This is a genomic window from Actinomadura sp. KC345 (genome assembly GCF_004348515.1).
Taxonomy (GTDB): domain Bacteria; phylum Actinomycetota; class Actinomycetes; order Streptosporangiales; family Streptosporangiaceae; genus Spirillospora.
On record NZ_SMKH01000280.1, the window covers coordinates 1 to 10,068 of the forward strand.

The following is a 10,068-nucleotide window of genomic DNA, read 5'->3' on the forward strand; positions in this document are numbered from 1 at the left end:
AGCGGGACGCGTAGGGGCGGGACTGGTCTGTCCAGGTCTGCCCATCCCAGTAGCGTTCGCGGCCCATCCACTCCGGATCTGGGTACCACCCAGGTGGTGTGCTCACCGGACCCGCCTCCCGTCAGGATCAGATCAAGGTTTGCGCACGCCGCGACACAGCGTCAACGGGAGGGTCACAGCTTCGGGGTGAAAGGCCGGCGATGTCGGGGATCGTCGGGTTCGGCGAGGCCGCGGAGGGCGGTCTCCACGAGTTCGACGGCCTGGACGAGCGCGACGAGGCGGGCGCCCTCGCGGCGGTAGGCCTCCAGGACGGACTCGATGCCGTGCGGCGGGACGACGTCGCCGAGGTCGACGCGGGCGGTGCGGAAGCCCTCGCGGGCCGCGTCCACGGACGCGCCCGCGTGCTGGCGGGCCATGCGGGCGAGGGCGATGGGGTAGCGGCGCAGGACGCCGTAGCGCCGGTACTCGGGCGGGACGAGCTCGAGCAGCCAGGCCATGGCGGTGTCCTCGAAGCGCTCGGTGCCCGGAGGGTGCACCTGCGCGGGCCAGCCGGGCGGAACGTAGGTGCTCACGGCGCCAGGATAACCCGATTCGAACTTATGTTCGATATCGTTCAGGCGCTATTCGGCGGGCGGGGTGCGGCGGATGCGGATCTTGCCGGAGTCCAGGTCGTCGCGGGTCGAGCCGGAGCCGGTCTGCTCGTGGTCGTCCTCGCGCAGGATCTTCTGCCGCTCCTGCTCCTCGACCTTGATCTTCTTCGAACCTTCGAACGCCGACGCGAGGTCCTCGAACATGCCGCCGCCGAACCCGGCGCCGGTCTCGCCGTCGCCGCGGATCGCGCCCATCAGGGACGACTTGCCGGTCCCCTCGCGGGGCCATTCGACGATCTCCTGCTCGGCCGGCTCGGGACGGTTGCCCATGGCCCGGCCCTTGACGCGCCTACGGCGGCGAAAGGGTGACTTCACACACTCTCCAACGCGATGAGTGTCCAGATTGATCCCGGTGGACGCTCAGGTCGTGAACGACCACCGGGTGGGAGAACCGGTGAAGTCCCCCTGCCGGAGCCCGAACGCCGACACCGGCCGCACGGCCACGGTCGAGTTCACCTCGGGGTCCAGGAAGTCCACACGATATCGGGTCGCGTACTTGGAGTTGACCAGGTCGATGAACCGCTGGAGGTCCTCCTGCCGGGTGAGGACCTCGGCGATCCCCTCGATGACGACCGGATTCTCCGCCTGCTCGGTGGTCACCACCACCCGGGGGTTCGCGCGGAGGTTCACCAGCTTGCGGGACTGGGCGCTGCTGCTGAACAGCAGCGCCGCGCCGGACCAGGCCCCCCACACGGGCATGGCGTGCGGCCGCCCGTCCAGCCGGACCGTGGACACCCAGAAGTTGCGCGCGGCGCGCAACTGCTCCACGGCCCAGGACCACGGAAGCAGGCCGCTTCCCTCGTCCGGCCCGACGATGCCGTAGCCGGGCATGTACGGGCGTTCCGCCTTGGGCTCGACGGACTCGACGGGCTCGACGGGCTCCGGTTCCGCGGCGGCGCCGGAAGCCGACATGGCAATCTCCCCTCGGTCGGGCTGTCCCTCTTCTGCTGTCCCCCCGGGCCATCGTTCCAGACGCCGGGGCCGGCGGTGACGCTCGGTGGCTCGTTGGGAGCGGCTCGGCGCGGTAGCCTGCGGGACGTGCGCCTATCCCATGTCATCACGGCCCTGGAGGAGCTTTATCCACCCGCGTGGGCGGAGTCCTGGGACGCCGTCGGCCTCGTCTGCGGCGACCCTGACCAGGAGGTCGGCCGGGTGCTGTTCGCGGTCGACCCGGTGGCCGCCGTGATCGACGAGGCGCTGGAGTGGGGCGCCGGCCTGGTGGTCACGCACCATCCGCTGCTGCTGCGCGGGGTGCACTCGGTCGCCGCGACCACGCCGAAGGGACGGCTCGTCCACCGGATGATCGCCAACGGGGTGGCGCTGCACACCGCCCACACCAACGCCGACCGGGCCGATCCCGGCGTCTCGGACGCGCTGGCCCGGGCGGTCGGCCTCACCGGCGGGCTGCGTCCGATGGTCCCCGCCGACGACGATCCCCGCCGCGGCCTCGGCCGGATCGGGGAGCTGGACGAGCCGGTCACGCTGCGGGAGTTCACCGGACGGGTGGCCGCCGGGCTGCCGTCCACCGCCTGGGGGGTGCGCGCGGCGGGCGACCCGGATCGCACCGTCCGCACCGTCGCCGTGTGCGGGGGCGCGGGCGACTCCCTGCTCGGCACCGCGCGCGCCGCCGGCGTCGACGTCTATCTCACCGCCGACCTGCGGCACCACCCCGCGTCGGAGTTCACCGAGGAGGGCGGACCCGCCCTGGTGGACGCCGCGCACTGGGCGACCGAGTGGCCGTGGCTCGCCGACGCCGAGCGGCGCCTGGCGGCGGTCTCCCCGGAAGCGGGCAAGTTGGAGACCCGGGTGTCCACGCTCGTCACCGACGCGTGGCGCCTCCACGACGAAGGAGCACATTGAAAGCCGCACCGCAAGCCCAGCTCCGCCTTCTCGACCTGCAGGAGCTCGACGCCTCGCTGGGCCGGCTGGCCCACCGCCGCCGCACGCTTCCCGAGCTGGCGGAGATCGAGGGACTGGAGGGACGCCTGACCGAGCTGCGCGACGCGATCGTGGAGGCCGAGACCGAGGTCGGCGACCTGCAGCGGGAGCAGAAGAAGGCCGAGCAGGACGTCGACCAGGTCCGCACCCGCGCCGACCGCGACCAGCAGCGGCTCGACTCCGGCCAGGTGACCTCCGCCAAGGACCTCAGCAGCCTGCAGGCCGAGATCGAGTCGCTGCAGCGCCGCCAGTCCGACCTGGAGGAGGTCGTACTGGAGATCATGGAGCGGTCGGAGGCGGCGGAGGGCAGGGTGTCCTCGCTGCGCGCGGAGCAGTCCGCCGCGCAGGACGGGCTCGCGGGGCTCGTCGAGCGCCGCGACGCCGCCTTCCGCGAGATCGACGCCGAGTCCGGGACGACCAGCGCCGCGCGCACCGCCGTGGCCAAGGACATCCCCGACGATCTCCTCGCCCTCTACGAGAAGCTGCGCGGCCAGTTCGGCGGCGTCGGCGCCGCCAAGCTGTTCCGCGGCGCCTGCCAGGGCTGCCACCTGGCCCTCAACACCGTGGACCTGAACAACATCCGGAACGCCGCGGAGGACGAGGTGATCCGCTGCGAGGAATGCCGCCGCATCCTGATCCGCACTCCTGAGTCGGGCCTGTGAGTGGGGTCGCCGGGGGGCGTGAGGGGTCGTCCGCCCACGATGACGTGAGCCCCAGGGGGCGGAAGCTGGTCGTCGAGGCGGACGGGGGGTCGCGCGGCAACCCCGGCCCGGCCGGGTACGGGGCCCTCGTCCGCGACGCGCTGACGGGGGAGGTGCTGGCCGAGGTCGCCGAGGCGATCGGTCGCGCCACCAACAACGTGGCCGAGTACCGGGGCCTGATCGCCGGGCTGGCGGCCGCCGCCGGGATCGATCCGTCCGCCCGCGTCGAGGTCCGGATGGACTCCAAGCTCGTCGTGGAGCAGATGTCCGGGCAATGGAAGATCAAGCACCCGGACATGATCCCGCTGGCGCGCCAGGCCCGGGACCTCGCGCAGGATCTGGGCTCGGTCTCCTACGGCTGGATCCCGCGGAACCGGAACGCGCACGCCGACCGGCTCGCCAACGAGGCCATGGACGCCGCCGCCCGCGGTGAGCACTGGGTCCGCAAGGTGGAGGAGACGCCGGGGGAACCGGAGCCGCCCCCGGCCGGCTGGGTGCCGCCGTCGGCCACCCCGATGACCACGCTCCTCCTGCGGCACGGCGAGACGCCGCTGTCGGTCGAGAAGCGCTTCGCGGGGACGAACGACGTCCCCCTCACCGCGAACGGCCTCGCCCAGGCCCGCGCGGCCGCCCTCGCGCTGAAGGACCGCGGTCTGGACGCGATCGTCACCTCCCCGCTGTCGCGCTGCCGCGACACCGCCGCCGAGGTCGCCGCCGTGACCGGCCTGGACGTCCGCGTCGAGGACGGGTTCCGCGAGGCGGACTTCGGCGAATGGGAGGGGCTCACGTTCGCCGAGGCGGGCGAGGGCTGGCCCGCCGAGCTGAAGGCGTGGCTGGCCGACCCCGAGGTCGCGCCGCCGGGCGGTGAGAGCTTCGCCCACGTGTCCCGCCGCGTCGGCACCGCGCTGGACAAGCTGAAGGTCCGCCACCGGGAGCAGACCGTCCTGGTGGTCTCGCACGTCACCCCCATCAAGCTCCTGGTCAAGGACGCCCTGGGCGCCCCCATGCGGTCCCTCTACCGGATGCACCTGGGCGTGGCGGCGCTCTCGGCCATCGACTGGTACGCCGACGGCCCCGCGTCCCTTCGCACCTTCAACGACGTCCACCACCTTCCGGCCTGACCGGCTCCGCCGTCGCTCCCGCGGACCGGGAACAACGCGGGAACCGATATCGTCTACATACGGCGGACGAGCCGGCCGGACGGCCGCGTCGGGGAGCGATCCCCGTCGAGGAAAGTCCGGGCTCCACAGGGCAGGGTGGTCGGTAACGCCGACCCGGGGTGACCCGCGGGAAAGTGCCACAGAAAGCAGACCGCCACCGGTCCGCCGGTGGTAAGGGTGAAACGGTGAGGTAAGAGCTCACCAGCGCCCACGGTGACGTGGGCGGCTCGGTAAACCCCACCTGGAGCAAGGTCAAGAAGGGGCGTCGCGAGAGGCCCCGCGCAGGTGCCCGAGGGCGGCCCGCCCGAGCCTGCGGGTAGACCGCTGGAGGCCGCCGGCAACGGCGGCCCGAGATGGATGGCCGTCACCCGCCGCCCCTCACGGGACGGCGGGCACAGAACCCGGCTTACAGGCCGGCTCGTCCGCCCTTCCCTAGGACTCGATCGAGGGAAGGGCGAAGCGGGTGAAGACGGTGCCGCCGGTGTCGCCGATCTCGTAGAGGTCGCCGACGGAGCCGTCGGCGAGGACGGCCATGGTGGAGTAGCCGGCGGCGCCGGGCTTGAGCAGGGCCGCCTCGGGCCGGCTCGCGCCGTCGTCGCGGCTGACGCGGACGGTGAGGTCGTTCCGGCCGGTGGAGCGCTGGACGGCCTTGCTCTCGTTGACGCCGGTCGCGGCGGACGTCCCGTTGTGCCAGGTCGCGCCGTTGTCGTCGGAGTAGATGTTGGACGCGTGGTCCACGCCCCCGGCCTTGGAGACGATCGGGCTGGACGAGGCGGCCGGAGGCGAGCTGGATGCCGTGTCCGGACGAGGCGAACATGCCCGCCCAGGTGGGGTGGCGGACGTGCGGGTTGAGGTCGACCGGGGAGCTCCAGGTGGCGCCGTTGTCGGTCGAGGTGATGTAGCGGATGTGGGTGTTGTCCGGCGCCGTCGTGGAGGTGTCGCCCGGGACCGAGCTCCAGAACCCGATGCCCGGCCCGGGGAGTAGGTGAAGAAGACGAAGACCTTCCCGGTCTCGCGGTCCACGAGGACGCTCGGGTCCGTCCGGGCGAGGTGGTCGGGCCGGTCGGCGAGAGCGGCTGCGGCAAGAGCCTCACCAGCCCGGCGGTCATGGGACTGGAGCCGCGCGGCGCCCGGATCGGCGGCCGGCTGCTGTTCGACGGCTGCGACCTGCGCACCATGCCCGCCCGCGAGCGGCGCAGGCTGCTCGGCCACGACATGGCGATGATCTACCAGGACGCGCTGTCGTCGCTCAACCCGGCGATGACGATCCGCGCCCAGCTCCGCCAGCTCACCCGGCGCGGCGGCAGCCGCACCCCCGCCGAGCTGCTGGGACTCGTCGGGCTCGACCCGGACCGGACGCTGCGCAGCTACCCGCACGAGCTGTCGGGCGGGCAGCGCCAGCGGGTGCTGATCGCGGTGATGGCGCTGTCGCGGGATCCGCGGCTCGTCGTCGCCGACGAGCCGACGACCGCGCTCGACGTCACCGTCCAGGCGGCCGTCATGCGGCTGCTGCTGCGGCTACGCGCCGAACTCGGGTTCGCGCTGGTCCTCGTCTCGCACGACCTCGCGCTCGTCGGCGTCGATCGATGCCGTCCACGACGCCGGGGCGCTGTTCATGGCGGACGTGGCGACGCAGGAGGGCATCGCGGCGTCCGAGGCGGGGGCGGCCATGGTGGCCACCACCCTCGCCGGGTACATCCTGCCGGGGCCGCCCCCCGCGGAGCCCGACCTGGACCTCGTCCGCGCGCTGCGCCGGGCCCTCCCTGGTGCGCTGATCGTCGCCGAGGGCCGCTACCACTCGCCCGCATCGGCCTCCGCGGCGATCGAGGCGGGGGCGACCTGCGTCGTGGCCGGCACCGCGATCACCGATCCGCGCTGGATCACGGCCCGGTTCGCCGCCGCGGTGAACGGTGCGGTGAACGGTGCGGCGAACGGTCCAGCGGCACATGACTCGTCAGGTTCGGGTCACACGACACAGAGCGGATGAGGTTTCGCGCTTACTGTCCAGTTAAGAGCTGATCGCCTTGATCGGTGACGGCGGCGGGGCCGGGTGCTGGGCCCCGTGGAGAGGAGCGCTGATGTTCATCATCGTGTTCGTGGCCCTCGTGCTCGCCGGAGGGATGGCGGGTCTGGTGTACCTGTGGGACTTCTCGCGCGCCAGCCGGCGCGACGCGCTGTTCCTTCCGGCCTCCGACCGGCGCGCACGCCGGGCGCGCCGCGTGACGGGGATGTACGTGCGTGACAACGGGCGGCGCGAGTACGGGCTCGCGAGCCGCGAGAACGAACTCGTGGGCCGCTGACCGGAGCCACGCCGGATCACCCCGGCGCGGAATCGCACTGACGCGGGATCACACCAAGGCGCGGGCCGTCCTGGCGGGGGACGGCCCGCGCCTCCGTGTCAGGTGACGGTCCAGGACTGCGGGGCGTCGTCGGGGACGGGGACGAAGGCCCCCTTGCCCCGGTCGAGGATCTCGACGTTGGCGGACTGCAGGTCCAGGTACAGGCCGACCAGTTCGATCTCGCCGGACTCGACGCGCTTGCGGAGCCAGGGGTAGGTGAGCAGGTTGTCGAGCTGCTGCATCACGTTGATCTTGCAGAGGCGGGTGAGGGGCGGCTCGTCGTCCCCCGACGGGTCGGTGGCGAGGAAGCGGGCGAGGCTGTGGTTGCCGTGCTTGAGCCACCGCGACAGCCCGTGCAGATGCTCGACCTCGGTGCCGCCGGCGAGGAGCGCGGCCATCGCACCGCAGTTGGAGTGGCCGCAGACGGTGATCGTCCGGATGTCGAGGACGTTCGTGGCGTACTCGACGGTGGCGGCGACCGAGTCGTCGCGGGTGCGGGAGCCGTGCCGCGGGACCAGGGCGCCCACGTTGCGGTTGATGAACAGGTCGCCGGGCCCGCTGGCGGTGATGATGTTCGGCACGATGCGCGAGTCCACGCACGTGATGAACAGATGCTGGGGCTTCTGCTCCATCGCCAGCTCGGCCATGATCGGCCGGACCAGCCGGGCCGTCCGGCCGTGGTACTCGCGGACGCCGTCCAGCAGCACGGCCGCCGGGGACACCTCGGGCGCGTCGAGCTCCTCCTCGGAGCGTCGGCGCCGATTCGCCCAGGGTGCCCACCAGCGGGCAGGCGGAGGCGTTTTGCGGGGTGAGGACATGTCACCTGTCACCGCTCTTTCATACCAAGCCTCGTGAACCTCGTCGATGTCGACCCTCCCCCCTTGGCGTTCGTGCGCGAGCCGCCACTGGTGGATGGCGTCGAACGCGGCGTGGTCCATGAAGTCGACGTTGAGGTCGAGGTCGACGCTGGCGCCGGCCGGGACGTCCTGCAGGAGGCGCGTCACCTTCGGGACGCCGAGGAAGGTGAGCGTGCCCTCGACGACCACGTGCGTGCGGATCGGGACCGGGCCGTCCTCCGGCTCGGGGACGAGTTGCTCGGCGCGGACGGACAGCCGCGTCAGCCGCCGCAGCGCCAGCACCGCCATGACCCCGATGCCGAGCAGGACGCCCTCACCCAGCCCCAGGACGACCACGCCGACGAGCGTCGTGAAGTAGGCGGGCGCCTCGCGATGGTGACGGAGGTCACGGATGCGGGCGATGTCGATGAGCTTGACGCCCAGCACGATCAGCAGCGCCGCGAGCGCGGGCAGCGGCACCTGCTCGATCAGCGGGCCGAACGCGAGCGCCAGCACGAGCACCCACACGCCGTGCAGGACGGTGGACGCCCGGGAGCGTGCGCCCGCCTCCAGGTTGGCCGTGCTGCGGACGATCACGCCCGCGATGGGGAGCCCGCCGAGGAACCCCGACACCGCGTTCCCGGCCCCCTGGCCGAGCAGGTCCCGGTCGAGGTCGGCGCGCGGGACGCCGGCCGGGCGCCGCCGGTCGATGGCCACGCTGCACAGCAGCGACTCGACGGCCGCCACGAGCCCGATGGAGACGACGGCGCCGACGATTCCGGCCGGTGAGCCCTGCGGCAGGACGGGCGCGTCCCAGTCGCCGAGCAGGGTGTCCGGCAGTACGACGCGCTGCGCGTTCCAGCCGAGCGCCCAGGCGGCCAGGGTCGCGAGGGCGATGGCGGGCAGCGGTCCCGGGATCAGGCGCAGCGCCCCGTTGCGCGGCAGCCGGGACCACCCCGCCAGGACCAGGATCGTCAGCGCGCCGAGCAGCGCCGGATGGGTGTGCGGATCGGCGAGCTGGCCGGGCAGCTCGCCCAGGTTGTCGAGCGCCGACTGCTGCGGGCTGCCGCCGAGCACCACGTGCACCTGCGCCAGGACGAGCACGACGCCGACGCCCGCGAGCATCCCGTGCACGACGGCGGGGGAGACGGCGAGCGCGGTACGGGCGACCCGGCAGGCGCCGAGGCCGATCTGCAGCAGCCCGCCGAGCAGGGTGATCGTGCAGGTGGCGCGCCAGCCGTAGGTCTGCACCAGCTCGGCGACGATCACGGTGAGCCCGGCCGCGGGCCCGCTGACCTGGAGCGGCGACCCCCCGATCAGGCCCGCGACGATCCCGCCGACGACGGCGGCGATCAGCCCGGCGGCGACCGGCGCACCGGAGGCGACCGCGATGCCCAGCGAGAGGGGGATCGCGACGAGGAACACGACGAACGAGGAAAGAACATCCCGCCGCAAATTAGACACGTTGAGTATCTTTGAAGTCACTCTATGTATATAACCATGTTTCGCGCCCGTTCCCGACCCTCGGCCCGAGCGTGTCCGGCGTCAACGAATTCCACCGCGTGCTCGTGGCCGCGCTTCGTCCCGCGTTCGTTCTCTGTGCCCGCGCTCGTGCGGTGATCGCGCTCTTCCGCGGCCGCGAGGGGCGGGGTGCCGGTCCGCTGCGTTCCGGCGGGTGGCACGGGGCGGCTGGGACGCCACAGTGGACGAGGGCCGCCGGATGGATCCGGCGGCCCTCGCTCCATCGTTCTGCCGGCCGGGCGGTCCCCGGCCGCTGTGTCAGCGGCGGTAGTTCTCCCAGTCGTCGGCCGTCTGGCGGGAGCTGTAGGGGGCGTTGTCGTTCGGCTGGCCGCCCTGCGGGTAGCCGCCCTGCTGGCCGCCGTAGTAGCCGCTGCCGTACGCCTGCGTGGCGTTCGGGTCCTGGTAGCCGCCCTGCGCGCCGGGGTCGTGGGGGGCGGCGAGCGGGTCGCCCCCGTTGTAGCTGCTGCCGCTGAAGTCGCCGTAGACGCCGCCCCCGCCGCCGGAAGAACCGCTCTCCGGGGCGCCGAACGCGTTGAAGGGCTCCCGGCCGCCGCCGAGCGGGTCGTCATAGCGGGGCGACTCGCCGTAGGCCGGGGCCGTCGGGTAGCCGTCGTTCTGCTGGCCCTGGCCGTAGCCGGACGGCGCGCCCATGCCCGGGTCGTAGCCGGGCGGCGGGCCGGACGGCACGCCGGCGCCGAGCCCGGAGTCGTACCCCCCGGGCTGCCCGCCGGACGCCCACGGACCGGTGTTCCCGGTGCTCCCCGTGCTGCCGAACGAGCCGGTGCTGAGCGGGTCGCCGAGCGGGTCGTTCAGGGAGCCCCCGCCGTAGGAGCCGCCCGCGTCGGACGAGGGCGCGCCCGCCGACCGCTGCCGGTCGGACTGGATGCGCTGCAGCAGTTCGTCCACGGTCGGCAGCTTGTGGC

At 73.0% G+C, this 10,068-nt stretch carries 10 protein-coding genes, 1 other RNA gene and 2 pseudogenes; 7 read left to right on the plus strand and 6 right to left on the minus strand.

Annotation, left to right across the window (positions count from 1 at the left end):
* Positions 1-173 precede the first annotated feature (173 nt).
* From E1281_RS31990 to E1281_RS32000, 3 genes are read right to left on the minus strand one after another with little or no spacing between them, the layout of a single operon-like run.
* Positions 174-572 (minus strand): hypothetical protein, encoded by a 399-nt coding sequence (locus E1281_RS31990; protein WP_131883450.1) that lies wholly within the window; start codon positions 570-572, stop codon positions 174-176.
* 48 nt (positions 573-620) lie between these two features.
* On the minus strand, positions 621-965 hold the full coding sequence (locus E1281_RS31995; RefSeq protein ID WP_131883451.1) for a DUF6191 domain-containing protein: 345 nt from the start codon (positions 963-965) through the stop codon (positions 621-623).
* 45 nt (positions 966-1,010) lie between these two features.
* A complete protein-coding gene (locus E1281_RS32000; RefSeq protein ID WP_131883452.1) occupies positions 1,011-1,562 on the minus strand; it encodes a pyridoxamine 5'-phosphate oxidase family protein in 552 nt (183 codons plus the stop codon).
* Between the two features lie 126 nt (positions 1,563-1,688).
* On the opposite strand from E1281_RS32000, the gene E1281_RS32005 reads away from it, so the two are divergent.
* The 4 genes from E1281_RS32005 to rnpB all read left to right on the plus strand — a co-directional run bounded on the left by E1281_RS32005 (position 1,689) and on the right by rnpB (position 4,874).
* Positions 1,689-2,510 (plus strand): Nif3-like dinuclear metal center hexameric protein, encoded by an 822-nt coding sequence (locus E1281_RS32005; RefSeq protein WP_131883453.1) that lies wholly within the window; start codon positions 1,689-1,691, stop codon positions 2,508-2,510.
* Positions 2,507-3,250, plus strand: coding sequence for a C4-type zinc ribbon domain-containing protein (locus E1281_RS32010; protein ID WP_131883454.1), 744 nt, complete (start codon positions 2,507-2,509; stop codon positions 3,248-3,250). Before E1281_RS32005 ends, E1281_RS32010 begins: the two co-directional genes overlap by 4 nt.
* A 44-nt stretch (positions 3,251-3,294) precedes the next feature.
* Entirely contained in the window at positions 3,295-4,410 is a 1,116-nt protein-coding gene (locus E1281_RS32015; protein ID WP_131883455.1) for a bifunctional RNase H/acid phosphatase, read from the plus strand.
* Positions 4,411-4,477: 67 nt separating this feature from the next.
* Positions 4,478-4,874, plus strand: an RNA gene (gene rnpB / locus E1281_RS32020) — RNase P RNA component class A.
* 7 nt (positions 4,875-4,881) lie between these two features.
* On the opposite strand, the gene E1281_RS32025 is transcribed toward rnpB, so the two are convergent.
* The gene (locus tag E1281_RS32025; protein WP_131883456.1) at positions 4,882-5,187 is read right to left on the minus strand and encodes a sialidase family protein; all 306 of its coding nucleotides are present in this window, start codon (positions 5,185-5,187) and stop codon (positions 4,882-4,884) included.
* 306 nt (positions 5,188-5,493) lie between these two features.
* Between E1281_RS32025 and E1281_RS42245 the strand changes: the two are divergent.
* From E1281_RS42245 to E1281_RS32040, 3 genes and pseudogenes are all read left to right on the plus strand, one after another.
* Positions 5,494-5,907: pseudogene (locus E1281_RS42245) on the plus strand (ATP-binding cassette domain-containing protein); the annotation flags it as partial.
* A gap of 157 nt (positions 5,908-6,064) precedes the next feature.
* Positions 6,065-6,436, plus strand: a complete 372-nt coding sequence (locus E1281_RS42250; RefSeq protein WP_131883457.1) for a hypothetical protein — start codon at positions 6,065-6,067, stop codon at positions 6,434-6,436.
* Positions 6,437-6,527: 91 nt separating this feature from the next.
* Positions 6,528-6,749 (plus strand): hypothetical protein, encoded by a 222-nt coding sequence (locus E1281_RS32040; RefSeq protein WP_131883458.1) that lies wholly within the window; start codon positions 6,528-6,530, stop codon positions 6,747-6,749.
* A 98-nt stretch (positions 6,750-6,847) separates the two neighbouring features.
* Here E1281_RS32040 and E1281_RS32045 read toward each other — a convergent pair whose 3' ends face one another.
* Positions 6,848-9,088: a SulP family inorganic anion transporter gene (locus E1281_RS32045; protein ID WP_243717637.1), complete on the minus strand. Its 2,241-nt coding sequence runs from the start codon at positions 9,086-9,088 to the stop codon at positions 6,848-6,850.
* Between the two features lie 315 nt (positions 9,089-9,403).
* Positions 9,404-10,068, minus strand: a pseudogene (locus E1281_RS32050) (hypothetical protein); the annotation flags it as partial.